Origin of the sequence: Thauera aromatica (genome assembly GCF_023093595.1) — a bacterium.
GTDB classification, from domain to species: domain Bacteria; phylum Pseudomonadota; class Gammaproteobacteria; order Burkholderiales; family Rhodocyclaceae; genus Thauera; species Thauera aromatica_A.
This window is the reverse complement of sequence record NZ_JALLIK010000100.1, coordinates 65,924-92,551: the sequence shown is the minus strand read 5'-3', so window position 1 is coordinate 92,551 and position 26,628 is coordinate 65,924. Positions and strand designations below refer to the sequence as shown.

The 26,628-nt window shown below is 68.7% G+C and carries 21 protein-coding genes; 9 read left to right on the top strand and 12 right to left on the bottom strand.

The features are described from left to right. Window positions 1-337: 337 nt before the first annotated feature. Complete coding sequence (locus MXC99_RS09145) at window positions 338-1,366, bottom strand: TRAP transporter substrate-binding protein (protein ID WP_432654240.1); 1,029 nt, start codon at window positions 1,364-1,366, stop codon at window positions 338-340. A 158-nt stretch (window positions 1,367-1,524) separates the two neighbouring features. On the opposite strand from MXC99_RS09145, the gene MXC99_RS09140 reads away from it, so the two are divergent. After that, entirely contained in the window at window positions 1,525-2,451 is a 927-nt protein-coding gene (locus tag MXC99_RS09140; protein WP_247725150.1) for a LysR family transcriptional regulator, read from the top strand. A gap of 93 nt (window positions 2,452-2,544) precedes the next feature. Here MXC99_RS09140 and MXC99_RS09135 read toward each other — a convergent pair whose 3' ends face one another. After that, window positions 2,545-2,928 carry a pyridoxamine 5'-phosphate oxidase family protein gene (locus MXC99_RS09135; protein WP_247725149.1) on the bottom strand — a complete coding sequence of 128 codons (384 nt, stop codon included), beginning with the start codon at window positions 2,926-2,928 and terminating at the stop codon, window positions 2,545-2,547. A 452-nt stretch (window positions 2,929-3,380) separates the two neighbouring features. Between MXC99_RS09135 and siaA the strand changes: the two genes are divergently transcribed. The 4 genes from siaA to siaD are packed head-to-tail and all read left to right on the top strand — an operon-like array spanning window position 3,381 to window position 7,181. Next, window positions 3,381-5,372 (top strand): biofilm regulation protein phosphatase SiaA, encoded by a 1,992-nt coding sequence (gene siaA / locus MXC99_RS09130; RefSeq protein ID WP_247725148.1) that lies wholly within the window; start codon window positions 3,381-3,383, stop codon window positions 5,370-5,372. Window positions 5,373-5,414: 42 nt separating this feature from the next. Then, entirely contained in the window at window positions 5,415-5,957 is a 543-nt protein-coding gene (siaB, locus tag MXC99_RS09125; RefSeq protein ID WP_247725147.1) for a biofilm regulation protein kinase SiaB, read from the top strand. 37 nt (window positions 5,958-5,994) lie between these two features. Next, complete coding sequence (gene siaC / locus MXC99_RS09120) at window positions 5,995-6,375, top strand: biofilm regulation phosphoprotein SiaC (protein ID WP_247725146.1); 381 nt, start codon at window positions 5,995-5,997, stop codon at window positions 6,373-6,375. Further along, window positions 6,372-7,181 carry a biofilm regulation diguanylate cyclase SiaD gene (gene siaD, locus MXC99_RS09115; RefSeq protein WP_247725145.1) on the top strand — a complete coding sequence of 270 codons (810 nt, stop codon included), beginning with the start codon at window positions 6,372-6,374 and terminating at the stop codon, window positions 7,179-7,181. The genes siaC and siaD overlap by 4 nt, the downstream gene beginning before the upstream one ends. Before the next feature lie 45 nt (window positions 7,182-7,226). Here the strand turns inward: siaD and MXC99_RS09110 are convergent, their stop codons facing one another. The 8 genes from MXC99_RS09110 to MXC99_RS09075 form a co-directional block, all read right to left on the bottom strand. Continuing rightward, a complete protein-coding gene (locus MXC99_RS09110; protein ID WP_247725144.1) occupies window positions 7,227-8,828 on the bottom strand; it encodes a sulfatase-like hydrolase/transferase in 1,602 nt (533 codons plus the stop codon). A gap of 178 nt (window positions 8,829-9,006) precedes the next feature. Beyond that, complete coding sequence (locus MXC99_RS09105) at window positions 9,007-11,190, bottom strand: acetate--CoA ligase family protein (protein ID WP_247725143.1); 2,184 nt, start codon at window positions 11,188-11,190, stop codon at window positions 9,007-9,009. A 1-nt stretch (window position 11,191) separates the two neighbouring features. Beyond that, complete coding sequence (locus MXC99_RS09100; RefSeq protein ID WP_247725142.1) at window positions 11,192-11,974, bottom strand: enoyl-CoA hydratase/isomerase family protein; 783 nt, start codon at window positions 11,972-11,974, stop codon at window positions 11,192-11,194. Window positions 11,975-12,039: 65 nt separating this feature from the next. After that, complete coding sequence (locus tag MXC99_RS09095) at window positions 12,040-12,771, bottom strand: class I SAM-dependent methyltransferase (RefSeq protein ID WP_247725141.1); 732 nt, start codon at window positions 12,769-12,771, stop codon at window positions 12,040-12,042. Window positions 12,772-12,933: 162 nt separating this feature from the next. Then, complete coding sequence (locus MXC99_RS09090; protein WP_247725140.1) at window positions 12,934-14,127, bottom strand: GGDEF domain-containing protein; 1,194 nt, start codon at window positions 14,125-14,127, stop codon at window positions 12,934-12,936. A 130-nt stretch (window positions 14,128-14,257) separates the two neighbouring features. Continuing rightward, window positions 14,258-15,289 (bottom strand): UDP-N-acetylmuramate dehydrogenase, encoded by a 1,032-nt coding sequence (murB, locus tag MXC99_RS09085; RefSeq protein ID WP_247725139.1) that lies wholly within the window; start codon window positions 15,287-15,289, stop codon window positions 14,258-14,260. Beyond that, a complete protein-coding gene (locus tag MXC99_RS09080; RefSeq protein WP_247725138.1) occupies window positions 15,286-15,759 on the bottom strand; it encodes a PACE efflux transporter in 474 nt (157 codons plus the stop codon). The genes murB and MXC99_RS09080 overlap by 4 nt, the downstream gene beginning before the upstream one ends. Window positions 15,760-15,934: 175 nt before the next feature. Beyond that, the gene (locus tag MXC99_RS09075) at window positions 15,935-17,557 is read right to left on the bottom strand and encodes a S8 family serine peptidase (RefSeq protein ID WP_247725137.1); all 1,623 of its coding nucleotides are present in this window, start codon (window positions 17,555-17,557) and stop codon (window positions 15,935-15,937) included. A 284-nt stretch (window positions 17,558-17,841) separates the two neighbouring features. Here MXC99_RS09075 and MXC99_RS09070 point away from each other — a divergent pair, with 284 nt between their 5' ends. After that, complete coding sequence (locus MXC99_RS09070; RefSeq protein ID WP_247725136.1) at window positions 17,842-19,164, top strand: MFS transporter; 1,323 nt, start codon at window positions 17,842-17,844, stop codon at window positions 19,162-19,164. Here the strand turns inward: MXC99_RS09070 and MXC99_RS09065 are convergent. Beyond that, on the bottom strand, window positions 19,103-20,044 hold the full coding sequence (locus tag MXC99_RS09065; RefSeq protein WP_247725135.1) for a sodium-dependent bicarbonate transport family permease: 942 nt from the start codon (window positions 20,042-20,044) through the stop codon (window positions 19,103-19,105). The genes MXC99_RS09070 and MXC99_RS09065 overlap by 62 nt on opposite strands. 191 nt (window positions 20,045-20,235) lie before the next feature. Here MXC99_RS09065 and MXC99_RS09060 point away from each other — a divergent pair, with 191 nt between their 5' ends. Further along, on the top strand, window positions 20,236-21,165 hold the full coding sequence (locus MXC99_RS09060; protein WP_247725134.1) for a LysR family transcriptional regulator: 930 nt from the start codon (window positions 20,236-20,238) through the stop codon (window positions 21,163-21,165). Between the two features lie 57 nt (window positions 21,166-21,222). Here the strand turns inward: MXC99_RS09060 and MXC99_RS09055 are convergent, their stop codons facing one another. Beyond that, on the bottom strand, window positions 21,223-24,351 hold the full coding sequence (locus tag MXC99_RS09055; RefSeq protein ID WP_432654241.1) for a transglycosylase domain-containing protein: 3,129 nt from the start codon (window positions 24,349-24,351) through the stop codon (window positions 21,223-21,225). 242 nt (window positions 24,352-24,593) lie between these two features. On the opposite strand from MXC99_RS09055, the gene MXC99_RS09050 reads away from it, so the two are divergent. Next, window positions 24,594-25,604 carry a sulfate ABC transporter substrate-binding protein gene (locus MXC99_RS09050; RefSeq protein WP_247725133.1) on the top strand — a complete coding sequence of 337 codons (1,011 nt, stop codon included), beginning with the start codon at window positions 24,594-24,596 and terminating at the stop codon, window positions 25,602-25,604. Between the two features lie 144 nt (window positions 25,605-25,748). Then, on the top strand, window positions 25,749-26,627 hold the full coding sequence (gene cysT / locus MXC99_RS09045) for a sulfate ABC transporter permease subunit CysT (protein WP_247725132.1): 879 nt from the start codon (window positions 25,749-25,751) through the stop codon (window positions 26,625-26,627). The last annotated feature ends 1 nt before the right edge of the window (window position 26,628 follow it).

The following is a 26,628-nucleotide window of genomic DNA, read 5'->3' as shown; positions in this document are numbered from 1 at the left end:
GCGTGGCCGGCGGCATCGAGCAGCATGCTGCCTGCCGTCATCACCCCGGCTCCGCCGCTGCCGGCGAAGGTTATCGAAACCGATCGGGCTGTCATCCTCATTCTCCAAGTTTTGATCCGGCGGCCCCCGCCGGAACAGGAGAGGGAATGTACGCCGCTGCGCAGCGCGCCCCCGATGTCGGATTTTCCGATGCTGATCGATTCCGTATACCGGCCCCGCAGCGGGCGGGGCCGCGCGCGACTCACGCTCGCCAGGGGCCAGAAAAATGCGGCGCCCCTGCAAAGGAGTCGCCGCATTTCACTTCTGGCTGCTGGCACCGGCACAGGCCGGACGAGCCTCAGTCCTTGCTGTATTTCGCCACCAGCGCAGCGGCGGCATCGTAGAGCTTCTTGCCGTCGTTGCCCGCCGCACTCACGTCCCGGACCCACTCATCCACCACCGGACGCGTCGCCTTTTCCCAGCGGCCGGCCTCGTCGGGCGCAATGGTGTAGATGGTGTTCTTGTTGGCGACCGTGGCCTCGCGCCCGATCACATCGGCCTTGAGGAACTGTCCCGCCACCCACGCCGAAAACTCGCGGCCACTGTTGTTGTCGATGACCTTTTTCAGGTCGGCCGGCAGGCTGTCGTACTTTTTCTGGTTCATCAGATAGACCATGGTCGCCACCAGCATCGCGTGCTCGCCGCTCACCTCGGCGTGATAGCGGGTGAGTTCCTGGGTCTTGGTCGCCGGCACCACTTCCCACGGCACCAGCGCCGCTTCGATGACGCCTTTCGACAGGCTCTCGGCCATCTGCGGCACCGGCATGCCGACCGGAGTGGCCCCGAGCGCCGCGAGCAGCTTGTTCCCCAGCCGCGACGGCGCACGCACTTTCATGCCCTTGAGCTCATCCAGACGGTTGACCTGCTTGTCGCGCAGATGGAGCACGTTCGGGCCATTAACCCAGGTGGCGAGCGGCCGCACGCCGGTGAATTCGCTGCCGGCATGCTCCTGGACGAAATCCCACAGCGCACGCGAGGACGCCTGGGCGGAAGTGGTGAAGAACGGCAGCTCGAACACTTCGGAGAAAGGGAAGCGCCCGGGAGTGTAGCCGGGCAGGGTCCACACCACGTCGGCAACCCCGTCGCGCACATGGTTCACCAGCTGCGGCGGCGTGCCGCCGAGCGTCATCGCGGGGAAGATCTGGCATTTCATGCGCCCGCCGGATTCGGCTTCGATCCGCGCGCACCACGGCTCGATGAACATGGTCTGGGCGAGCGAGGTAGGCGGCAACTGGTGCGCCACCTTGAGCACGACTTCCTGGGCGTGGGCGGCGAACGGCATGAGGGCGGCGGCCAGCAGGCCGGTCAGCAGGCGATGGATGTTCACGGTGGTCTCCTCGGCAGCAAGATTGGGGTGTCATCGATGACGAACGCGGCTTTTCCATCCACGGTCCGACACGGCGAACGGCGAGTCTAGGGAAGGCAGCGCGCACGAATAAGATGGCGGGATCGATAGCGCGATAAGCAGCAGTTATCATTGGATGCATGAGACTTTCATCCCTGCATGCTTTCGTGGCCGCGATCGACGACGGCAGCCTGCGCAAGGCGGCCGCCCGCCTCGGCCTGTCGCAGCCGGCGCTGAGCAAGATGCTGCGCGAACTCGAACTCGAGCTGGGCGCACCGCTGGTGATGCGGTCGAGCCGGGGCGTGTCGCCGACGGCACAGGGGAAAGTGCTGTATGAACGCGCCAGCGCAGCCGCACGCGAACTGTCGCGCGCCGTCGAGGAGATCGATCAACTCGGCGGTCACATGGTCGGCGAACTCAGCGTGACCGCGGTCTCGCTCGCCGTGATGCTGCTGATCCCGGCAACGCTGTACAGCTTCAGCCGGCAGTTTCCGCAGATCCGTCTGCGCGTCCATGAAGAGCTCTACATCGCCCAGATGGCCAGCCTGCGCAAGGGCGAAGCGGACGTCGCGATCGGGCCGATTCCGCACGACCTGGCCCAGGGGGAATTCCAGGTCGAAGCGCTGCTGCCGATTTCGATGGTGGTCGTTGCCCGCAAGGGCAATCCGCTCGCGCGGGCGGCGCATCTGGCCGAGCTGAGCAAGGCGCGCTGGGTGTATACCGGCGTCTCCGGCGACACCGGCTATGTCCGCGAACTGTTCATCCGCAACGGCCTGCCGCCGCCGCCCGCCGCGGCGATCGTCAACTCGACGCTGGCCCTGCTGGCGCTGATCGGCTCGGACGACTTCATCGGCCTGCTACCGGCCCAGATCGCCGAACATCCCCTGAGCGCCCCCTACATCGACATCATCGCCCTCGCCGAGGGGCCGCTCGAGCTCAACCTGGGGGTGATGGTCAGACGGGCGAGCAGCCCGTCGGTGATGGTGCGCCACTTCCTCTCCCACCTGCACCGCGCCGCATATCATCTCGCCCGCCCGGGCGAGCGCCACCGCGTGAAACCTGCCTGAGCTTCCCGCCGCACGACCCGGGCGGCACTGAAGAAGAGGTGATGAAAGCGGCTCCCTCGATTTTTGCTTTTCAAGACCAGCCGCCCGCACCGGTCACAGCTGGGTAGCCGCCGCTTCGACCTCGATCACCAGTGCCCCTCGCGCCCACGGGAAAGCCGCCTTGGCACGTTCGGCCAGCGCGCCCTCGGTGACGATCGCGCCGGTGCCGCGCAGGACCGCACCTTGCCCGGAGCCGTGGCTGCCCCGCACGGCGCGCGCCGCGACGAAGACCTGAACACGGTTGTCGCGCTGCAGGTTCTGCTCGGTCTGGTGGTAATAACCGGCAGGAAGAACCAGGCGGTTCCCCTCGACGCCGAGGCGGCGCAGGTAGTCGCCCCAGTTGCCGACCAGGTGCGGACCGTCGGCCCCCTGGGTGACGATGGTGAGGAATTCGGTATTGTCCAGGAGTTCCTGGATCACGGGTTCGATAGCGCTCATCACGGGCTCTCATGTGCAGCCGGGCGGGGGCACAACAGCGCGCGCAGCCACCTCGGCATCGGGTTGAAAAATCGACGCGGGCTCCCGCATCGGGAAACGTCCGGCGGTGGACTATCGACGCAGTTCGCTGACCCCTGCTTGATTCCGGTCAAGGCGAAGTTTCCGCCTCCGCCCGTCCTTGTGCCTGCACGCCCGGACCGCTTGCCCCTCCCCGCCAATGCATGACTTCGAAGCGGCCGTCGAAGTGTTCGACGGCCACACGGCACGAGTCGCCCCAGTCGTCCCACTCGCCGCAGTTTGCGCACGCGTTAAACCAACCCGCACGGAAATCCGTGCTCTTGCCGCCGCCATTGCAGCGCTTCCTCATGCGACGATAAGCTAAACTCCACCGCCGCCCCGCCAAAGGGCTACCACGTACCCGTCGCAAGCGCTCGGAAGCATCGGAACACATCATGCCCACCTGGGGACACGGACTACGGGCGAAATCCGCCCTCGCCCTGCTGCTCGCCTGCCTGCTCGCGCTGCTGCCGGCGGCCTTTTTTGCCTGGCGAGCATTCGACGAGGTCAAGACCCATCTGGGCGAAGGCTACGCGCGCAACTTCACCGAACTGCATCGCGAACGCATCCTCGGCCCGATCGCGCGCGAACTCGCGCTCGCCCAGCGCCTGGCGGACTCGGTGGCGGTCCGCCACTGGCTACGCGACGAGCAAGACGCGTCCCGACGCGCACAGGCGTTCGAGGAGACGGAAAGCTTTCGCCAGGCGTTTCGCGACCACAGCTACTTCCTCGCCAGCAGCGCCTCGCTGGACTACTACTACAACGATCCGGCCCAGAGTTACAGCGCCGCGCCCCGCTACCGGCTCGACCCGCAGAAAGTCGACGATGCCTGGTTCTTTTCCACGCTCGCCGCGGCTCCCCGCGTCAACATCAATGTCAACCCCGACCGCTGGCTGAAGCAGGCCAGGGTCTGGCTCAACGTCGTCATCGAGGACGAGGGCCGCCGCCTCGGCATCGCCGGCAGCGGACTGGACCTGTCACGCTTCATGAAGGAATTCATCGACGCCGGCATCGCCGGACTGACACCGATGATCATCGACCGCAGCGGCGCGATCCAGCTCCACCCCGACGCCCGCCTGATCGCACTCGGTTCGGGCGCGCGCCACGATGCCCAGGCGCGCACCCTGGACAGCCTGCTGGGCGACGCCCAGGAGCGCGACGCGCTGCACGCTGCCCTCGACCGTGCCGCCGCCGCGCCGGGCGCGGTGGAGCAGCTGTGGGTGACGCTCGATGGCGGCCGGCGCCTGCTGTCGCTGTCCTATCTGGCCGAGCTGCGCTGGTACGTGCTGACCGCGGTCGACCTGTCGGCGGCCGAGATCGTCGATCGCGGCTGGGTCCAGGGCGCGGCCGCCGGCTTCACGCTGCTGATCGTGCTGATGCTGGCAAGCTTCAGCTTCGCCGTCGACCGCCTCGTGCTGCGCCCGCTGAAAGCCCTGCACCACTCGGCGCTGGCCCTCGCCCGCGGCGAAACCGTGCGCCTGCCCCCGCCCGGCAGGGACGAGCTCGGCGACCTGTCGCGCGCCTTCGGCGCCATGGCGGCAAAGATCCGCGCCCACACCGCCGAACTCGAGGACAAGGTGCGCACGCGCACCGAGGCACTGCAGGCGGCCAACACGGCGATGAGCGCCGCACAGAAAAAAGTCCGGGATTCGATCGAGTACGCCAGCCTGATCCAGCGCGCGCTGCTCCCCGACCAGCGTCTGAGCGAACTCCTCGGCCCCCATCACTTCGCCCTGTGGCGGCCACGCGACACCGTCGGCGGCGATTTCTACCTGTTCCGCGCCGAAGGCGAACACAACCTGCTGGGCATCGTCGATTGCGCGGGCCACGGCGTGCCCGGCGCGCTGATGACGATGCTGGCGCGCGCCGCCTTCGACGACGCCATGAACCGCATCGGCCTGGAGCGGCCCGCGGCCCTGCTCGCCCATGCCGACCGCACCCTGCGCGGGATGCTGCAGGCCTCGCAGTTGCCGCGCGCGATCGCCACCAACATGGACGCCGGCCTGGTGTGCGTGGACCGCGGCACGCGCCGGATCCTGTTCGCCGGCGCGAAGATCTCGCTGTACTGGAGCGACGGCGACACGGTGGCGGAAATTCCCGGCGTGCGCCGCGCGCTCGCCGACCGCCGCCAGGCCGAGTTCGTCGAGCACAGCCTCGCCCTGCCGGCGGGTGCGACCTGCTACCTGGTGACCGACGGCTACCTCGACCAGGCCGGCGGCGAACACGGGTTCGGTCTCGGCAACAGCCGTTTCGCTGAACTGTTGCGCACCATCGCACAGCGGCCGATGGCCGAGCAGGCACAGGCCCTGGACCAGGCGCTCGATGCCCACCGCGGCCACCACCCGCAGCTGGACGACATTACAATTCTTGCATTCCGCATCGACTGAGCCCACTGTTTATCCCGCCTGCGCATCAGGAGCCCGACCTTCATGGAATATCTCGACCTTTTCAGCCTGCGCGACCTGTTCAACCGCAACCGCATCCTGCTGTGCTTCAACGGTCCGATCTCGCGCAGCCTGATCGAGGAAATCGGCCACGCCCTGAAAAACTACCTGCAGGCGCAGAACGCCACGCCCTCGGCGGCGATGGACGTCTTCGGCGTGTACATCGAAATGACCCAGAACATCCGCCACTACGCCGCACAGCGGCAGTACGGCGAAGAGGACAGCGCGGCCACCATCATCGTCGCGCACCAGCCGGACGGGGCCTACCTGGTCCAGGCCGGCAATCTGGTCGAAGCCGGCGACGGGCCCCTTCTGATGGCCCGCATCGATGCGCTGTCCGGCATGGACAAGGCCGAACTCAAGGCCGCCTACAAAGAGCAGCTGCGCAAGCCGCGCGATACCGCGCTCAGTTCCGGCGCCGGGCTGGGCCTGCTCGATATCGCGCGCAAGTCCTGCCAGCCGCTGTCGGCCAGCGTCAGCGCGGCAAGCGACGGAAAGGTGTTCTTCAGCCTGAGGGCGGTCATCTGAAACTCCGCCACATCCCCTACCCGACCGAAACAACACCATGACGATCCTGAACATCCCCGGAACCCAATCGACTCCCACCATCACCGCCGACTGGGACGCCGGCCTGCTGAAGATGGACGGCGACTCCTACCCCGAGAACTCATTCGAATTCTTCGGCGAGATCCTCGTCTGGGTCGAGCGCTTCCTCGCCGAAACCTCCCGCCCCCTGCGCCTCGAGCTGCAGCTGATCTACATGAACACCAGCTCGGTGAAGGCGATGATGGACATCTTCGACATGCTCGAAGACGCCCACGTCCGCGGCCGCGAAGTCCGCGTCGACTGGTACTACCATCCGCGCAACGAGCGCGTGAAGATGCTCGCCGAGGAATTCCGCGAAGACTGCAGCTTCCCCTTCGAGATCGCCGTCCAGCCATCGTGAACACCGCCGCCGACACCCCGCTGTCGAGCGGCCCGGCCCTGCTCGACGAGATCCGCGCGCTGCTCGACGACCCGGCACTGCGCGACGACCCGCTTCGTGCCCCGCTCGCGCAGCTCCATGCCCTCGCCTGCGACCAGCACGAACGCATGGCGCGGCTGATCCGCATCTCCGACGGCTATCACGACTGGTCGCAAAGCCGCGCCGAAGACCTCAACGCCCGCTTCGACCACCACGTCCGCCGCCTGGAAAAGCTCGCCCGCATTTCCGACCGCTACCAGAACTCGCTGCGCGAACTCAGCGAGAGCCTGCGCGAAGCGTCGATCACCGACGCCCTCACCGGGCTGCGCAACCGCCGCTACCTGATGGAGCGCCTGCGCGAGGAAAGCGGCCTCGGCAAGCGCAGCGCCCAGGTCTATTCGCTGGCGATGGTCGATGTCGATCGCTTCAAGGCGATCAACGACCGCTTCGGCCACGAAACCGGCGACATCGTGCTCCACCGCATCGCCGGCACCCTGCAGGGCGCAATCCGCGAACACGACATCTGCGGGCGCTGGGGCGGAGAGGAATTCCTCCTGATCCTGCCCGGGACGCCGCTGGCCGACGGTTGCCACCTGGTCGAGCGCCTGCACACACGGATCCGCGACTTGTACATCGATGCCGAGCCGGGCGGCGGCATCCAGGTTTCGATCAGCACCGGCCTGACCGAGTATCGCCCCGGCGAGGCGCCCACCCACACGCTGGCGCGGGCCGATGCCGCATTGCTGCAGGCGAAGGAGGGCGGGCGGGACCGGCTGGTCGCGATCTGAACGCTCCCCGCCCCGGGCACCTTCCGACCGCAGCCTGATCGCCGCTCAAGGAGCCAGGGCGACGCTGCCGGCTGCGGCCGGTGCCGGCCCGCTCCGCACCGAGCGGGCCGGCACCGCTTCGCCTGCATCTTCCTCCACCGGCTCCCACAGGGCGCGGTAGGTCGCGCTGTAGTTCATCAGCTGCGCGGACATGCGCGCCAGGCGGTCGGACGGACGCGGCGCCCGCACCGGACCGATCGCCGAATACCCCAGGCCGGCGCGCCCGCCCTTCACCTGCAGCCCGATCAGGTCGAGGATGGTCGGCAGCATGTCGAAGTGGGTGACTTCGTCGGTGTTCTTGGCCAGCCGCCGGTCCTTGCTGATCAGCAGGTTGAACACCCGCCGCCGGGAGTTCTGGATCAGTTTCGGATAGGAAGTGTTGCCCATCGCCAGGTGGTCGCCCTGAACAACGATCGCCACCCGCTCGAGCCCGCCGCGGGCGATGATGTATTCGACGAAGTCCGCCACCAGCCCGGCGGTGCACTCGACGATGCCGTCGAAATCACTATAGCCCTGCTGCGCGCACTGCGGGGAGAGGTGGCCGTAGGGGTGATGGGTGTCGATGGTGAGGACGTTGAGGTTGAACGGCCGGCGCGACTTCATCAGGCGGTCGAACTCGGCGCGCGCATGGCGGAACAGATCGTCGTCGCGCAAGCCCCAGCCGCTCATGCGCTCGGGCGGTTCCCCGGCGGAAATCCACTCCTCGCGCCCCATCACCTTCTCGTAACGATGGTCGCGAAAGAACTTGCCAACCCCGGCAAAAGCCAGGCTGGAGCCGTTGAGGAACACGTTGCGGTAGCCTTCCGCAGCGAGGATGTCGCCCAGGCAGCGCGCATTCGGCAGGTAGCGTTCGATCTTTTCGCCCTGCACGTTGCCGCCGAACATCGCCACCGATTTCAGCGGCAGGCCGCACTGGGTCGCCACCAGCCCGGCGATGGTGAAGTGCGCGCCCATCATCTCGTGGTAGTCGTCGAAGGACACCACCCCCGGACGCGACTTCAGCGCATTGAGGCGGTGCAGCAGGTCGCGGCCGAACAGCGCCGGGTCGGAATAGGTGCTCTCCAGGCTTTCGACGTAGATCAGCACCAGGCTCTTCGGCGGCTGCCGGCCGCGGACGAGGGCGACTCGGCCGGGGTCGACGTAGGTATCGGAAAAATAGTCCTCGCCGAAATAGGCCCGCACGTAGCGCGCCACCGAAAAACTGTCGACGAAGAACGCCGCTCCCGCCCCCAGCACCACCAGCGGCACGATCCGCGGCAGCGTGTGGCGCGCCCCGCGATGGACCCACTCGCCGAGCCAGTGTCCGCCCGCCCGCAGGCGGTCGCGCACCGCATGCAGCAGCGGCAAAGGCCAGCCCGTGCCGCGGGCGTGCACGCGGCCGACCCACCCATCCACCGCCCACAGCAGCAGCGCCAGCAGCAGCGGCAGGGCGAGGCCGCGCCACAGGAAGCGGCGGGTGAGCTCGGGGTCGCTGGTCAGCACGCCCTCGGAGCCGAAGCGCAGGTGATAGAGCACCTGGTCGATGCTGACCGAGCCGAACTCGTCGGTCAGCCAGCGCGGCACTGCATACAGCAGGCAGCCGGCCAGGATGGCCAGAAATCTGAGCAATTTTCCGACACCCATCTTGCCCCCGCGCACGCAAGCCCCTGCGCGTATCTCAAATGGAACGCACGCAGAAGGTGCGCAATGCTACCGCAACAAATCCGTCATCGAATCCTCATCTTTGTGTCGACATGCCACAGCACGCGGCCGCGGAAACAGGAACGCGGAGCGGCGGCGCGCGCCCTCAGCAGCTCACCACGGCGCGATTGGTGATCACGCGCGCATCGACCACGGCATAACCGTCGGGGTAGGCGATGACCGGGTTGAGGTCGAGCTCGGAGAGTTGCGGATAGGCGCTGACGATGCTCGACACCTTCAGCAACAAATCGACCAAGGCCGCCTTGTCCACCGCCGCCTCACCCCGCACGCCTTCCAGGATCCGGCGCCCCTTGAGCTGGTCGACCATCGATTCGGCGTCGAAGCGCGACAGCGGAATGGCGCGGAAGGCGACGTCTTCGAGGATCTCGACGAAGATGCCACCCAGGCCGAACATCAGCACCGGACCGAAGATCGGGTCGCGCACCACACCGACGATGGCTTCAGTCCCCTTTCGCGCCATCGGCGTGACCAGCACGCCACGGATGTCGGCATTCGGGTCGTAGGCCCGGCAGCGGGTCATGATCCGGTCGTAGGCTTCGCGCAGCGCCGCCTCGCCGACCAGGTTCAGCATCACGCCGCCGGCGTCGGACTTGTGCAGGATGTCCTTCGACACCACTTTCATCGCCAGCGCCTGGTCGCCGAAATGCGCCGCCACCGCGGCCAGCTCGTCGGCGCCGTGCGCCACCCGCTCCTCGGCCACCGCCACCCCGTGCGCGCGCAGCAGCGCTTTCGCCTCGAACTCGTAGAGGTCGCGGCCTTCGTTCTGGGCGCGCGCGAACATCGCCTGCATGTCCTCGACCGGCGTCACCCCGGCCTGCAGCGGCTGGCCGTGTTGGTGGGCAAGGTAGGCGCCGCGCTCGCCGAGCGCCTGCAGCACCCGCACCGCATGTTCGATCGAGGCGTACACCGGCAGCCCGGCCTCGTGCAGGCGGCGCAACGCCGGCGGCTTGACCGGCGCATAGAGGCTGTAGATCACCAGCGGCTTGTCGATGCGGCGGGCGAGCTCGATCATCGACTCCGCAGCGCGCATCTCGCCGCCGAGGAGGGACTCGGCGAAGCGGGTGTGGTAGCCGCCGAACATGCCGACGAGGAACACCGCATCGACGCTGTCGTCCTCGGCGGCGATCTCCATGCAGCGCGCCAGCACTTCGGGATCGGCATCGGAGCTGCCGGCGACGTCGACCGGGTTGGCGAGCGAGGCCTGCGGCAGCAGGATTGCCGCCAGGCGCTTGCGCGTCGCTTCCGACAGCGGCGCCAGTTCCAGCCCGGCTTCGGACAGGCGGTCGGAGGTGATCGTGGCCTGGCCGCCGCCGTCGGCGATCACCGCCACCCGCTTGCCGCGCGCCTGCTGCAGCAGGCCCAGGCCTTCGGCCACCGGCAGGATGCGGTCGGAATGGTGGACGACGGTGACCCCGACCTGGCGCAGCAGATCGACGGTCATCGCATAACTGCCGGCGAGCGCCCCGGTGTGCGAGCTGGCGGCCTTCTTGCCCAGCTCGGTGGCGCCCGACTTGTACACCACCACCGGCTTCAGCGGAGTGATCTCGCGCGCCGCCTGGAGGAAGCGCTGGCCGTCGCGGAAGCCTTCGACGTACAGGGTCGCGACCCGGGTGCGCTCGTCCTCGCCGAGGTAGCGCAGGTAGTCGTTGAAGCCGATGTCGGTCTGGTTGCCGGGGCCGACGTAGGTGGAAAAGCCGACGTGGCCGTTGTGCTCGGCCTCCAGCACCAGCGCCAGCAGCATGTTGCCCGACTGCGAGATGAAGCCGATGTCGCCGGCCTTGATGTTGCGCAGGTCGAGCAGGTTCACTTTTTTGTGCAGGTTGAACATGCCCGAGGTATTGGGGCCGATGATGCGCACTCCGCCCGCGCGCGCTGCGTCGAGCACCTGCTGCTCGAGCTTCGCCCCTTCCGCGCCGGTCTCGCGAAAGCCCGCGGCGAGAATCACCGCGCCTTTGACGCCCTTGCGCCCGCACTCGGCAATCAGCCCGGGCAAGGTCGCAGCCGGCGTACAGATCAGCGCGAGATCGACCGCGCCGGGAACGTCATCGAGGGTCGGGCAGGTCGGCACGCCGAGGATCTCGGACACTTTGGGGTTGATCGGGTAGATCCTGCCGGCGTAATCCCCCTTGATCAGGCCGACCATCGCCTTGTAGCCGCGCTTGGTCGGGTCGGCCGAAGCGCCGATGATGGCGATCGAATCCGGGGCGAGGAAGTCGTGCAGCGGGCTGCGGTGGGCGGAGGCCGCAAGTGCGGTGTCGTGCGTGCTCATGTCATTGCCCCCGGAACACCGGTGCGCGTTTCTCGGCGAAGGCATCGACGCCTTCCTGCCAGTCGCGGGTGGTGCCGACGAACATCATGCCTTCGAGTTCGGCGGTGAGGCAGGCGTCGAGGGTGCGCTCGTTCGAGCGGTTGAGCTGCTCCTTGGCAAGCTGCATCGAAAACGGCGCCTTGCCCGCGATCTTGCGCGCGAAGCCGCGCGCCGCGTCGAGAAAGCTCTCGTCGGCGAACACCCGGCTGGCCAGCCCGATGCGTACCGCCTCTTCACCCTTGATGCGCTCACCGAGAAAGACCAGCTCGCGCGCCTTCGCCAGCCCGACCAGGCGCGGCAGCAGCCAGGTCACGCCGCCGCCGAGGAAATTGCCGATCGAGATCTCGGGCAGACCGATCTGCGCGCTTTCAGCCATCAGCACGAAGTCGGCGGCGATCGCCATTTCCGCCCCGGCCCCCAGGGCGTAGCCGTTGACCGCGGCGATCACCGGCTTTTGCAGTTCCAGCAAGCGCTTGCACACGTCCTGCTCGCCTTTCAGGTACTGGCGGCGGTCGAAGGCGGTGCGCCCGGCCTTGTGCTCCTTGAGATCGGCGCCGACGCAAAAGGCGCGCCCCTCGCCGCTGAGCAGCACGACGCGGACGTCGCGCTCGGCTTCGGCACGGCTCAGGGCTGCATCGAGCTCGGCGTACAGCTGCCGGGTCACGGCATTGAGGCGCTGCGGGCGGTTGAAACGGATCTCGGCGATGCCGTCACGGACCTCGTAGACAAGGGTTTCGTAGCTCATGAACACTCCCGATGCGGAAAAAAATGAATCGGAACCAAAGGGGGACAGGTAAAGAGCGCAGCCGCTCATGCCGGCGGATCGCGGACGCCATCGCTCCCGGGCGGCACGAACAGGTCCTTTCCGCACTCGCCGCCAGGGCCGGGCTTGTGCATCAGCACCACGTCCTTGCCGGGAATGTGGCATTGCCAGCGGAAGCGCCGGGCCAGAAACCGGAACGTGCTTTCACGATAGAACACGACGTGGCTCGGATCACGCCGGTAGTGCCAGCCGGCAAAGCGGGCATCGTCGGTCTGGAAGCAGGTCATGATCCCGAGCCAGCCGCCGGGGCGCAGCAGCGCGTCGAGCCGGGCGAACTCGGTGGCAGGATCATGAAAGTGTTCGGCGACTTCGGTGCAGGTCACGAAATCGTAGCGCCGCTCCAGCGCGCCGGCATCCGGCGCGAACAGCGGATCGTACAGGCGCACGGCATGCCCGGCCGCGCGCAGCATGTCGGCCAGCGCCGGGCCGGGGCCGCAGCCGTAGTCGAGCCCTGTGCTGCCCGCGGCGAGCCGTGCGCACAGCGGCTCGGCCAACCGGGCGAGAAAGCGGCGGTAGCGGGCATCGGCCGGGTCGTTGCGGTGAAGCAGGTATTCGGCGCGCTCGGCGGCAGCCGAAGGGCGCTGCGCGGGCACCAGGAAAGTCGCTTCGCAGGTTTCGCAGCGTCGATAGTCCCGCCCCTCCACCTCGATGAAAAGGCGCGGCGCGGGCTCGATACAGACCGGGCAGGAAAAGACCGACCCGGAGTCAGGCAGGTTCATGGGCCCATTGTACGCAGCGCGGCCCCCCTTGCCCACGAGGGAAGACTCCGGCGAAGGACTCGGCATTGCCGCGCCGCAGTCTGCCCCAAGCGCGCCGGCCGGGCGCTCGTGGCCCCGGCCGGCGTGCGCAAGGGGGCGCTCGGGGAACGGCCCGGCGGCGACTCAGGCCGCCGCGGTGGACAACCCGAGCGCCGCCATCGTCCCGTCGGGCAGGACGGCCCGATCGCGCCCGCCCTGCTTGGCCGCATACATCCGCTGGTCGGCGATGCTGACCAGCTTCTGCCAGTCATCGGCGCCATCGGCCAGACGCTCGGCGATCCCGATCGACGCGCTCAAGGCGCCGCCGTCCGGACGCAAACCGAGTCCCCCCTCCCTGAGCCGCGCCAGAAAGGACGGCAGCTGATCGGCCGGCATTTCCGGCAGGATGACGAGAAACTCCTCACCGCCCCAGCGCACCAGCACGTCGCCGCGGCGCAGCGTGCGGCGCAGGTGCTCCACCAGCGTGCGCAAGGCCTCGTCGCCGGCATCATGGCCGTAGCCATCGTTGATCGCCTTGAAACGATCGAGGTCGAGGAACATCACCGTCAGCGGCTTGCCCGCCATCATCGCCAGGCGGAACATCAGCTCCAGCGCCTCCGCCCCCGAGCGGCGGGAAAACGCACCGGTCAACGGATCGGTCATCGCCTTTTGCACCAGGCTTTCCATGTAGTGCGACTGGCTCATGCCGGAGAACATCGCCACTCCCATCATCATCAGCATGAACCACAGCGTCGCTCCCTGCTGCTCGAGTGCGAGCTCGGCACCGCTGGCGACCGCACCGACCCCGGCGGCGGCGAGCACCGGCAGCGAAAACAGCAGCATTTCCAGCGCCGTCAGCGGAAAGATCGCCAGCCCGCCGAGCACGATCGTCGGCATGAACGCATAAAGATGCACCACGAGCTGTTGCCAGGCGTCCAGCGCGGTGGCATCGATGATCTGCACCGATCCGAGGTAGAACAGCGGCGGCACCAGCAGCATGCACAGCAGCATCGTCATCGCCTGGGCGTACGGCCGCATGGAAGACACCTCCCGCGGCCAGGCGAGCATGACGAACACCGCAGCCGAAACGAAGCGCAGCCCGACCAGCGACCACGCCGTCCCCCCGTCGAACACCCATAGGTCGACCAGCGACCACAGCGGCACCAGCAGGGCGAACAGGGCGCTGATGAACTGCACCCGGGCGATGATTACCGCCGCGGCGTGGCGGCGGATCGCCGCCGAGCGGCGAAACGGAGTCAGCAAGCCCGGAATCTGCTCCAGATTGAGCTGGGTGGGGGCGACGATATGCTGACTGAGGGTCTTCCACAGGCGGCGCACAATTTCGTGCCTTTGCAAGAGATGCCGATTGAGGGGGAATGGCCGGGCAAGCGCCCGATCATGACAGGTGCAGATATTAGCACCCGCAACGCATCCGTCCCGGCCCGCCCGCAGGCTGCGGACCGCCGGTTCAGACGAACACCGGCTCGGGCTCCAGGCGGACGCCGAAGCGGGCCTCGACATCGGCGATGATCGCGGCGGCAATGCGCACCACATCGGCACCGGTGGCGCCGCCGCGATTGACCAAGACCAGCGCCTGGCGCTCGAAACAGCCGACCGGACCGAGATCGCGTCCTTTCCACCCGGCCTGTTCGATCAGCCAGCCGGCAGCGAGCTTTTCGCGCCCGTCGGGCTGGGCGTAGTGCGGCAGCGCCGGATGAGCGGCGAGCAGGCGAGCACACTGCGCCGCCTCCACCACCGGATTCTTGAAGAAGCTGCCGGCGTTGCCGATCCGCGCCGGATCGGGCAGCTTGCGGCAACGGATCGCAGCCACCGCATCGGCGATGCCCGACGCATCCGGCATGGCGGCCCCGCGCGCCGCCAGCTCGCGGGCGACGTCGGCGTAACCGGCCACAGGCTGCCATGGCCGCGGCAGGCGGAAGCGCACCGCGCTCACCAGCCAGCGCCCCGGCGCGCGCTTGAACACGCTGTCGCGATAGCCGAAGGCACACTCGGATCGGGTAAAAACGCGTCGCGCACCACTGTCGAGATCGACCGCGTCGAGCGATTCGAAGCGTTCGGCCAGCTCCACCCCGTAGGCGCCGATGTTCTGGATCGGCGCGGCACCGACCGTGCCCGGAATCAGCGCCAGGTTCTCCAGCCCCGGCCAGCCCTGTGCCAGCGTCCACCGCACGAAATCGTGCCAGGGCTCGCCCGCCGCGGCCTCGACGATCCAGGCCGCGGCCGTTTCCGCGACCAGACGGCGGCCGCCGAGCTCCACTTTCAGCACGTTTCCGGCGAAATCGCCCCGCAGCACCAGGTTGCTGCCCCCTCCGAGCACCAGGCGCGGCGTATCGGCCCAGCCCGGCATGGCGATCGCCGCATCGAGCTGGGCAAGCGAGTGCAAGTGCAGCAGGCGCGCCGCCCGTGCCGGCAGGCGAAAGCTGTTGAGCATCGCCAGATCCGCCGCACGGACCCAGCCGGAGCGGGCCGCCGCGCTCATCTCTGCGTGGATCCGGCCACCGCCGGCCGTGTCCCGTCGACCGGGAACAGGCGGTCGTAGCCGATGTTGAACAGCAGCGCGTAGATCGTGTAGGCGATCGCCAGTCCGATGTCGGCAACCAGGGCCTCCAGCCAGCCCAGGGAAGTCCACGCCACGATGATCGGCAGGGTCAGCAGCAACAGCCCGCCTTCGAAGCCGAGTGCATGCACGCAACGCAACCGGAACGGCCGGCGATCGGCGGTGCGTCCGGTCAACCGCCCCTCGAGCCGGTCGAAGCCGCTGTTGTAAGCGCCGTTCCACACTGCGGCCACCAGCGCGAGCGCAGCGAGCAGCCCCAGCGACTCGGCTACCGGAACGCCGCTCACCCAGGCGAAAGGCGGCGTGATCAGGGCCAGGCCACCGATCTCGAACAAGGCGATCTGGCGCAGGCGGTCGCGCCAGGAGCGCAGCTTCGGGGACGGGGGGGACACAGGCGGACGCCTCCTGCCGGGCGGGGTGGACATCGAAGGCGTGTGAAGATAGGCCGGCGCACCGCCGAAGGCAAGCATGCCGGCCCGCTCGCTCCCGGGAAACCCTTCCGGAGCTACGCTCCCGCGCTTTTGCTCCCTTCCCGGCACCCTCCGCCGCCGGCCGCGGCCGGGATGCTCAGAAGCTCACCGTGGCCTCGTTCGAGCACACCGTGGTGCTGGTTTCGCAGACCCGGTAGGTATAAGTGCCCCCCCCTTTCTGGCCGATCGCGTCGCGGTACGCACCGTCGTTGGGTTCATTCGTGGCGATCGTCACTCCATTGCGCCAGACATCGACCGCGGCGCCCGCTCCGCTCCACTGCAGATCGGCCTGCTGCACGCCCTTCACCTTGCTGCCGGTGGCCGACAGGCTGATCTGGGACGGCGGGGGTTCGGTGCCGGCCCCGAGCGCACGGTGGGCATTGACCCGGCCGTATTTCACCCAGGCGCGAAAGTTCTGCCCGAGCGCGCCGCTCGCGTCGGCCCCGCCCTCGATCCGGCTACGCACCTCGGCATTGCTCAGGCCGGGGTTGTAGGCGCGCACCAGCGCCGCTACCCCGGCCACGTGCGGGGCCGCCATCGAGGTGCCGGACAGCCAGTTGTAACAGCCTTCCGGGTGGTCGGCAGCGATTCCGCAGCCCGCGTTCGGATAGGCCGACAGGATCTGGTGGCCGGGCGCCGCAACCGAAACCCAGTTCTTGTCGAAAGTGGAAAAATAGGCCAGGTTGTCGTGGCGGTCGGTGGCCGCGACCGAAATCACTTCGGCAAAGGCGGCCGGGTAGTGGCGGTTCGACGCGTAATCGTTGCCGGCCGCCGCCACCAGCACCACGCCCTTGCTCCAGGCGTAGGCGATCGCGTCGCGCTCGGCGTTCGACGGCGAGTAGGGATCGGGGTCGCTGCCGTAGCTCATGTTGACGACGTGATAGCCATTGTCCGCCGCGTAGAGCAGCCCTTCGACCGAAGCGGCAACTTCGCACATGCCGAGGAGCGGGAACGACTCGGATGGATACTCGTGGCACACTTTGATCGAACCGAACTTCGCGTTCCAGCCCACGCCGGCAGTGCCGATCCCGTTGTTGGTCTCCGCCGCGGCGATCGCCGCGACGTGGGTGCCGTGGCCGATCAGGTCGGCCGCGGTGCTGCTGCCGGTGAAGTTCTTCTGCTCGAGGCACTTGGTCGCCAGATCGACGTGGGGGCACTCGACCCCGCTGTCGAGGATCGCGATCCGCACCGTGTCGCTGCCCGGCGTCAGGTCCCACGCTTCGGGCGCATCGATGTCCGCATCCGCGGTGGCGGCCAGTGTGCCGAGCGTCTCCGGATCGAGCAGCGCCTGTCCGGTATTGTGCAGCCCCCACTGCTGGGTGAAGTAATCGATGTCGAGCGCAGTGGGCGGATCACGGCCCTCGGTGGGCAGGACCAGCGGACGGTAGTAGTTGGGTTCGGCGTAGCGCACGTTCGGATTGCGCTGGTAGAAGGCCACCACCGCCTGCACCGACCCCGCCGGCACCGCGACCAGCTCGACGCCGATGACAGCGAAGCGCTTCAGCGCCCTGGCCCCGGCGGCGGCGTGCACCTGTGCGACCTCCGCCCCGGCCAGGCCGGGACGGAACGCAACCAGCACCTGATCCGGCGCGAACGGTGGCGGCAGCGGTCGCGAGGCGGCCTCGCCCCCGCCGGCCGGCGCCTGGGCGGCGACCGGCGCAGCACCCGCGACCAGGCAGGCGCCGGCCAGGAAGGCGGCAAAACATCTCGCTATGGACATGATTTTTCCTCCTCCGCGAGCGGCCCTGCCTGATGCACGGGAAGCCGCCGGCGCCTCGAACTGAAAGCGCGAATGCTTTTTTATAGCGCTCGCCACAGGCGCCCGCCAAGAAAGATGCGCCCTTGCTCGCCGTGGTATTTGCCCCCTCGCCGCCGTGCTTGCCGCCCGCGCGGCGGGCGCCGGCCGGCAGCGCCGCGGGGGACGAGTGGTAAACTGTTTGCACAAAACGATCTAGACAAGCTTCCGACCGCCCGCCCCCGGAGCGGACAGGAAGGCCCCCGCCCATGCTGCCCATGATCCTGCCCATCGGCGCCCTGCTCGCCGGCATCGCCCTGTTGCTGCTCGGCTCCGGCCTGCTCAACACCACCGTTACCCTGCGCGGAAGCCTGGAAGGGTTTTCCGACACCACACTGGGCCTGATCGGCTCGACCTATTTCCTTGGTTTTTTCCTCGGCAGCTTCGTCGCGCCGCAGCTGATCCGGCGCATGGGCCACATCCGCGCCTTCGCCTTCTTCGGCGCCGCGGTCGCGAGTTGCATCCTGCTCCATGCGCTGGTCGTCGCGCCATGGTTCTGGATGGTGCTGCGTATCATCACCGGGGTCGGCCTGGTCGGCTTCTACGCGGTAATCGAGAGCTGGCTCAACGACCAGACCGTCGCCGAGCGCCGCGGCCAGGTGTTCGCCATCTACATGGTGGTCAACCTCGCCGCGCTCGCCGGTGCCCAGCAGCTGTTGCGCGTGGACAGCCCGGCGGCGTTCACCCTGTTCGCGGTGGCGGCGATCCTCGTCTGCGCCTCGCTGCTGCCGGTGACGATGACGCGCTTTCCCCAACCGGCGGTGGGCGCCCCGCCGCGTCTGGACCTCGCCCTGATCCGGCGCGCGGCACCGGCGGCGTTCGTCGGCGCGCTCTCCTCCGGGCTGTCGATGGGCGCGTTCTGGAGCCTGACCCCGGTCTATGGCGAGCGCATCGGCCTCGACGCCGCCGGGATCGCCGCGCTGATGACCAGCGCGATCGTCGGCGGGGCCCTGCTGCAGTGGCCGATGGGGCGTCTTTCCGACGCCGGCGACCGCCGCCTGGCGCTCGCCATCGCGGCCGCCGGCGCCACCTTTGCCGGACTCGCGGTCGGCGCTTTCGGGCACATCGAGCACGTCCCCCTGGTCGGGCTGTTCCTGTTCGGCGGCATGGCCTTCACCGTCTACCCGATCGTCGTCGCCCACCTCGTCGACCACCTTCACCAGGACGAAATCCTCGCCGGCAACACCGGCATCCTGTTCCTGCACGGAGTGGGCGCCGCCATCGGCCCGGCGATCGCCGGGGCACTGATGGGCTGGCTCGGCGAGCGCGCGCTGCCGCTGCACCTGGGCCTGGCCTTTCTGCCGCTGGCCCTGTTCACGCTCAGCCTGTACCGCAATACCCGCGACGAGATCGTCGATGCGCCGGCGCACTTCACCCCGATGATGCGCACCTCGCCGGCCGTGCTCGAAATGGTTTCAGCCGATGAACGCGGGCATGCCGAGGGTAGCCCCATGCACGGTGGCGCCCCTCTCAGCCCGCCGCCATCGTCTGCGCCCACCACAGGTACAGCGGAATCCCGAGCAGCAGGTTGAACGGGAAGGTCAGCGCCAGCGCCGCCGCCACGCCCAGGGCCGGGTTGGCCTCGGGCACGGCGATCCGCATCGCGGTCGGCGCGGCGATGTAGGACGCGCTGCCGGCGAGCGTCATCAGCAGCACCGTGCCGCCCACCCCCAGCCCCATCGCCTGCGCCACCCCCCAGCCGGCAAGCGCCAGCACCGGCGGCAGCGCCAGCCCGCAGCCGACGAGGAAGAAGCCGGCCCGGCGCAGGTCGGGCAGGCGGTCGGCGGCGATCAGCCCCATCTCGAGCAGGAACAGGCACAGCGCGCCCTTGAACAGATCGACGAAGAGCGGCGACAGCGGCTCGACCCCCTGCGGGCCGGCGAGCCAGCCGATGAGGATGCCGCCGCCGAGCAGCAGCACGCTCTTGTTGGCGAACACTTCGTGCACCAGCGCACCGGCGGTGGAGCGGCCATCGGCCGACTTCACTCCCCAGCGTGCGATCAGGGTGGCGACGATCAGCGCCGGCGCTTCCATCAGCGCCGCCAGCAGCGCGAGGTGGCCTTCGACCTCGATCCCGCGCCCGCCCAGCACCGCCGCGCCGACGGCGAAGGTGACGATGCTCACCGAGCCGTAGTGGGCCGCCAGCGAGGCCGCGTCGGCGCGGCCGAAGCGCAGCCGGAAGAGCGGGAACACCAGCAGCGGAATCGCCGCGCCAAGACCGATCGCGAGCAACGCATCAAGCCACAGGGCGGCGCTTTCCGAGCGCGCGATCTCCACTCCGCCTTTCAGGCCGATCGCCAGCAGCAGGTAGATCGACAAGGTCTCGAACACCGCGCTCGGCAGGCGCAGGCCGCTGCGCGCGAGCGAGGCGACGGCGCCGAGGGCGAAGAAGAAGGGAACGGCATCGACCATGGTGTGCTTTCCGGGCCAGGCATGCGCGCCCGGGCGCACATGCGGAGTTATTCACAGGGGGCGAAGCCGCGCGGCTTCGGGCGGAGGCATTCTGCCGCAGCGAAAACATTTAAAAAAATGATTTATTTTTTAGATTTGGATAGATTTATATCTATACAAATACCCGCCCCCGCGCTCCCGAGGACCGCACGATGCGCCTGACCTTCCACCAGCTCCGCCTCCTGCTCGCCGTCTCCCGCGAAGGCGGGGTGTCGCGCGCCGCCCAGCGCCTGCACTTGGCCCAGCCGACGCTGTCGGCCCAGCTGCGCCAGCTCGCCGACCAGGTCGGACTGGCGCTGTTCGAGCGCGTCGGCCGCCGCCTGCACCTAACCGCCGCCGGGGAAGCGGTGGTCGACACCGCGCTGCGCATCGAGCAGGAGCTCGAGAGCCTCGACGAAACCCTCGCCCAGCTGCGCGGCGACGTCGTCGGCCGGCTGCGGTTGGCGGTGGTGAGCACCGCGGAGACCTTCATTCCCCGCCTGCTCGGCGATTTCCGCCGCGAACGCCCGGCGGTCGAGGTGTCGCTGGTTGTGCTCAACCGAGACGCCGTGATCCGCCGCCTCGCCGACAACCGCGACGACCTCTACATCATGAGTCGCCCGCCCGATGCGCCGCCGGTGGTCGCCACCCCCTTCCTCGCCAACCCGCTGGTGGTGATCGCCGCCGCCAACCATCCGCTGGCGGCCCGCGCGGCGGTGCCGATCGCGGCGTTGGAGGAAGAGGAGTTCGTCCTCCGCGAGCCCGGCTCGGGCACCCGCCAAGCCGCCGAGCACTTCTTCGCCGGCCGCGGCCTGGCGCTGCGCCCACGCCTTGAGCTGGGCAGCAACGAAGCGGTCAAGCAGGCGGTAGCAGGCGGCCTGGGGCTGTCGCTGCTGTCGGCCTATGCGCTTGCCCATGCGGTGGATGAAGATATCGCCGTGCTGCGGGTCGAGGACACCCCGGTGCAGACCCACTGGCAGGTGGTCCATCCCAGCGGCAAGCGCCTGACGCCGCTCGCCGACGCCTTTCTGCGCTTCCTGCAGGAGCGCGCGCCGGAGTTGAACCGCGCGGCACAGGCCCGCCTCGCCGCCGCCCGCCACTGAGTTCGCCGGCCCCTTCTGCGGCGCCCCCCGGCGCAGCGGCGGCATCCGCCGCGACGCTCAGCGCATGACACGCCCGTGGGCGATCCGCGCCCCTTGGGCCACCGGGACGACACCCGCTGCAGCGCTACTGCCACCCGCCTGCGGAGCGGCCGCCTTCGCTTCATCCGTTCCCCTATCGGGTGCCCCCGGCGGCGGCAGGCAGGCGGGCCCTGCGGCGGGCTCGAGATGGGGCAGCAGCAGCGGCCCCATCGACCTCAGGATCTGCACCGGCAGCCCCGAAGTGAAGCGGTAACCTGCCGCGTCGGGGCCGATGACGTAGGCGGTCAGGGTGCCGAAATGGCGCGACCCGAGGTAGAACACGAAGGTGGCAGTGCGATTCAGCGCCAACCCGGGGCGGCCGCGGACGACGATGCGGTTGTCGCCGGTGCCGGTCTTGCCGCCAAGCGCCAGCGCGCTGCCATCGGTGAGGCGGAAGGCGCCGGCGAGGCGGCGTGCGGTGCCGCTTTCGACGACGTCCGACAAGGCGCTGCGCAGCGCCTGCGCCACCTCCACCGCCATCACCCGCTCGCCCTCGGCCGGGCGCACCGCAAACGCGGTCTCGTAGGGCGTATCGACGGCGAAGCGCACGCGGTCAATACGCCGCGTCGGCAGGCGCAGGCCATCGTTGGCGATGATCCCCATCAGTTCGGCGAGCGCCCCCGGGCGGTCGCCCGAGCTGCCCAGCGCGGTGGCGAGCGAAGGCACGAGGTAGCCGAAGGGATAGCCGAGCCGGGCCCAGCGCCGGTGGATCTCGAGAAAGGCCTCGACCTCGAGCATAGTGAAGATGCGCGCGTCCTGCGCACTTTTGATCCGGGTGCGGAACAGCCAGCGGTACACCGCCTGGCGCTCATCCGCACTCGCCGCCACGATGTCGGCGAACGTCGCCTCCGGGTGCTGCAGCAGATAGCCCACCAGCCACAGCTCGAGCGGATGGACGCGCGCAACGTAGCCGCGGTCGGGCAGATCGAAGGCCTCGGGCGCATGGCGGGCATAGAGCTGAGCGACCCGTGCCGCAGTCGGCGGCGGCCCGTCCACGCGCGCGGCGAGGAACGCGGCAAGCGCGGCAGGCGGCGCGGCCGGCTCGAGGTAGCGGAAGACCGCGGCGAGGCGGTCGTCGCCCGGACGCAGGCCATCGAGCAGCATCGAACGCGCCTCCTCCGCGCCCTTGTCCTGGTACTTGTGCCAGAAGCGGCGCAGGAAGGCCTGGCCCTCGCGATCGGCGAAGCGGGCGAGGTATTCCTCGCGCCGCGGGTCCTGGCGGTCTTCGAGCAGGCGCGCGGTACTGCCCGGCACCTGATACATGGTGTGGCGCACGAGTTCGCGCATCAGGCGCACGAAAGGCAGGTTGATCGAAGCCTGCAGCGCTTCGCGCACGGTCGGCACGCGGCCGTTGTCGGTGTCGTTGAAGTTGCCGAACACATGCACGCCGCCGCCGGTGAAGAAGCGCTCGCCCGGATTGGCCGAAAAGCGCCGTTCGAGCGCGGCTTCGAGCATCGCCGGCAGGCTGCGGTCGGCGGCCGCGGCGAGATGCTCCACGGCCCAGCGCGTCAGGCGGTCGTGGGCGTCGATATTCACCCGGCGCAGCGCCGCCGTATCGAGCGGCGCCAGCCGGGCGTGGAGTTCGGCGACCAGTTCGAGGTAGGTGGCGAGCACGCGCAGCTTGGCGGTGGAGCCCAGTTCGAGCTTGCTGCCTTCGTTGATGTCGAGCGGCTGGTCGGTGGTATCGGTCTGCACCCGCACCCGGTTGCCGCCCGCGGTGCGCTCGACCAGGGTGAAGCTGTAGCGCACCGCATCGAGCGAGGCCGGGTGCAGCAGGCGCTCGCCGATCAGGCCCTGGCTGCGCGCGAACTCGGCCTCGGACAGGCGGCCGAGGTAGTCGCTGACCGCCTGCTGCAGGCCACCGTGGAGCGTGCTCGCCAGTTCGGCGTCGAGGCGGTCGAGGGCGTACAGCGAAGTGTCGAGCAGGCCCGCCAGGCGGGTTCGCACCGCGGTCGTCCCCTTGCCCGGCTGGGCCGGCACCAGCGCCGGGTCGGCGGCGAGATCGCGGAAGCGCAGCGGCTGGCCGAGTGCGGCGTCGCGCAGGGCGGGGCCGATCAGGCCGGCCCCGGCAAGCAGGCGCAGGTGGGCATCGGTACTGCGGGCGAGTTCCTCGCGGCCGTCGGCGAGGTACCACGACGGCCGGCGGTGGGCGATCATCAGCGCCACCACCTGGCGCAGCGCCTGGCCCTGGGCCACGCGCTCCGCGCCCTCGGCCGCGGGCGCGGCGAGCAGCGCATTGACGCGCGCGAAGTCGGCGCCGAACCACACCCAGAGGCCGTCGCCGAGACCGTTGACCTCGCCGTGGCCGGGGGCGGCCGACAGCGGCACGGTGTTCAGATAGTCGAGCACCAGGCGGCGGCGCGCCGCCAGGGTGTGCTCGCCATCGCGGTAGGCGCGCACGCTGGCCGAAGCCATCTGGCGCAGCTTCTCGCGCGCATCGACGGTGATGCCGCCGGGTGAATGGCGGTACTTCTCGATCTGGGTGGCGAGGGTGCTGCCGCCGGGAGCGTCGAGATCGGCATCGACCATGCGCCCGAGCTGGCCGAGCGCGGCGCGGGCGAAGCGCGCCCAGTCCACCGCCGGGTTCAGGGTCGGCCGGGCGGGATCGAGGAGGTCGCGGTTTTCGATGAACAGCAGGGCGTCGACGACCATCGCCGGCACCGCCTCGAAGTCGGCATACGCGCGGTATGGGTAACGAAAGCCGTACAGGGACTCGCCCCGGCAGTCGAACACGTCGAGCCCGGCGCGAGTCTTTTCACGATAGGGCGGAAACAGGCCCGCCGCGCTGTAATCGATCAGCGCCGGACTGAAACGCACCTGCTCGGTGAGCGCGAAGCCGCGCGCCTGCAGGCGTTCGGCAAAGCGCGGCAGCTCGGTGTAGCCGAGGCGCTGATCGAACGGGCCGTGGGCGGGGAAGCGGATCGCGGTGCTCGCCCCCGCCATCCGCGCATAGTCGAGACGCGCGGCGTAGCGCGCGATCTCGCGCGCCTGCAGGCGGGAGGTCTTCCCCTCGTGCCACAGCAGCAGCCCCCCCGCCACGCCCGCCACCAGCATCGACACGAGGGCGACGGCGCCCAGCGCGCGCCTGGAGAGGAAGGAGCGGCGCACAGGCTGCGGCGAGGGGTTCGGGGCGGCGGAGGTCACGGGCAGAGGGGCGGATATTGCATCGCAAAAATTATCCTCATTCTACGATGCAGAAATGCCACTGTTGCACCCACACCACAGCGTCGGCACGCCGGGGCGGGCGCCTGCCACCGGACGGAATAAGCAATCCGCTTTTTCTTGGTTCGGATTGCCGAGCGCCGCGGATAAATTTCCTCCGTCGCAATCACCGCTACGGAGAAACAACGATGGCCTTCAGTCCCCTTCGCCATACCCTGCTCGCCCTGGGGCTCGCCACCGGCCTGGCCGGCACAGCCCAGGCGCAGACCACCCTGCTCAACGTGTCCTACGACCCCACACGCGAGCTCTACCACGCGTTCAACCCGGAGTTCGCCCGCTACTGGAAGGACAAGACCGGCGAGACCGTCACCATCAAGCAGTCGCACGGCGGCGCCGGTAAGCAGGCGCGTGCGGTGATCGACGGGCTGGAAGCCGACGTCGTCACCCTGGCCCTGGCCTACGACATCGACGCCATCGCCCGACAGACCGGCAAGATCCCCGCCGACTGGCAGAAGCGCCTCGCCGGCAACAGCTCGCCCTACACCTCCACGATCGTGTTCCTGGTACGCAAGGGCAACCCGAAAGGCATCAAGGACTGGGGCGACCTGATCAAGCCGGGGATCGAAGTCGTCACCCCGAACCCGAAGACCTCCGGCGGCGCGCGCTGGAACTATCTCGCCGCCTGGGGCTACGCGCTCAAGCAACCGGGCGGCAGCGAGCAGACCGCACAGGCCTTCGTCACCGAACTGCTCAAGCATGTGCCGGTCCTCGACTCCGGCGCGCGCGGCGCGACCAACACCTTCGTCCAGCGCGGCATCGGCGACGTGCTGCTGGCCTGGGAGAACGAAGCCTTCCTGTCGATCAACGAACTCGGGCCGGACAAGTTCGAAATCGTCGTGCCCTCGGTCTCCATCCTCGCCGAACCGCCGGTCACCGTTGTCGATGGCGTGGCGCAGAAACGCGGCACGGAGAAAGTGGCACAGGCCTACCTGGAATACCTGTACTCCCCGGTCGGCCAGAAGCTCGCCGCCAGGCACTACTACCGCCCGCTCAAGCCCGAGCACGCCGACCCCGCCGACGTGGCCCGCTTCCCCAAGATCGAGTTGATCACCATCGAGGACCTCGGCGGCTGGCAGGCAGCGCAGAAGAAGCACTTCGCCGACGGTGGGGTGTTCGACCAGGTCTACGCGGGGCGGTGAGGTAATCGCCGCGCAGAATCGGCCGGAGGACAGAAACGGGCGGACGAATAGCAGGAAATCGCATAAACAACGCGTTTTATATTAGTTCTGTTCGATAAAACCCGGCTCTAGACTCGAAGGCATTCCCGAATCACGACAGCGATCATGGACACCGCAGCACTGGCCACGCCTTTCCCCTCCGCCCCACCGCACTTTCGCGTCCTGCCCGGCTTCAACCTGACGCTCGGCTACACGCTCGGCTACCTGTCGCTGATCGTACTGATCCCGCTCACCGCGGTGTTCCTGAAGACGGCCGAGCTGAGCTTGGCCGAATTCTGGGACGTCGTCACCTCGCCGCGGGTGGTGGCGTCCTACAAGCTGTCCTTCGGCATGTCGCTCGCGGCAGCGGCGATCAACGCGGTGTTCGGGCTGATGCTGGCGTGGGCGCTGGTGCGCTACTCCTTTCCCGGCAAGAAGCTGATCGACGCCCTGGTGGACCTGCCCTTCGCCCTGCCCACCGCGGTCGCCGGCATCGCGCTGACCGCGCTCTACGCCAAGAACGGCTGGATCGGCCAGTTCCTCGAACCGCTCGGCATCCAGGTCGCGTTCAAGCCGCTCGGCGTGCTGGTGGCGCTGGTCTTCATCGGCCTGCCCTTCGTGGTGCGCACGGTGCAGCCCATCCTGGAAGACCTCGACACCGAGCTCGAAGAGGCCGCTACCAGCCTCGGCGCACAACGCTGGCAGACCTTCCGCCACGTGATCCTGCCGATCCTGTTCCCGGCGCTGCTCACCGGCTTCGCGCTCGCCTTCGCACGCGCGGTGGGCGAGTACGGTTCGGTGATCTTCATCGCCGGCAACATCCCGATGGTGTCGGAGATCACCCCGCTGATGATCATCACCAAGCTCGAGCAGTACGACTACACCGGCGCCACCGCGATCGCGACCGTGATGCTGATCCTGTCCTTCACCCTGCTGCTGATCATCAACGGCCTGCAGGGGTGGACCGCCTCAGTTCCCAAACCTCGCACCGGGAGGGACCGCTGAC